At 60.0% G+C, this 455-nt stretch carries 1 pseudogene; it reads right to left on the reverse strand.

Features of this window, described 5'->3' with window-relative positions:
• Positions 1-455, reverse strand: a pseudogene (locus AC5ZGW_RS47025) (Fe-S cluster assembly protein SufB); the annotation flags it as partial.

Raw genomic sequence — 455 nt, forward strand, 5'->3', positions numbered from 1 at the left:
TGCTCGCGGATCGCTTCCGAGATCGGCATGAAGATCACGCCGGCCTTCTTCAATTCCTTCTGGAAGGTGGTCGCAACCGACACCGAATCGAAGATGGCGTCGACCGCGATCTTCCGCTGTTCCGAAGGCTCTCCGCCCGGAGGCGGCTCGACGCCCTCGAGGATCGCGACTTCCCGCAAGGGAATGCCGAGCTTCTCATAGGTCTTGAGAATCTCGGGATCGATCTCGTCGATCGATGACAGCGTCTTCTTCGGCTTCGGCGCCGCGTAATAGTAGAGGTCCTGGTAGTCGATCTTGGGATAGTTGACGCGCGCCCAGGTCGGCTCGGTCATGGTCAGCCAGCGGCGGTACGCCTCCAGGCGCCATTCCAGCATCCAGGCCGGCTCGTTCTTTTTCTCTGAGATGAAGCGGACGATATCTTCCGAGAGCCCCTTGGGGGCCTTTTCGGATTCGAT

The organism is Bradyrhizobium sp. Crot121 (genome assembly GCF_059512385.1).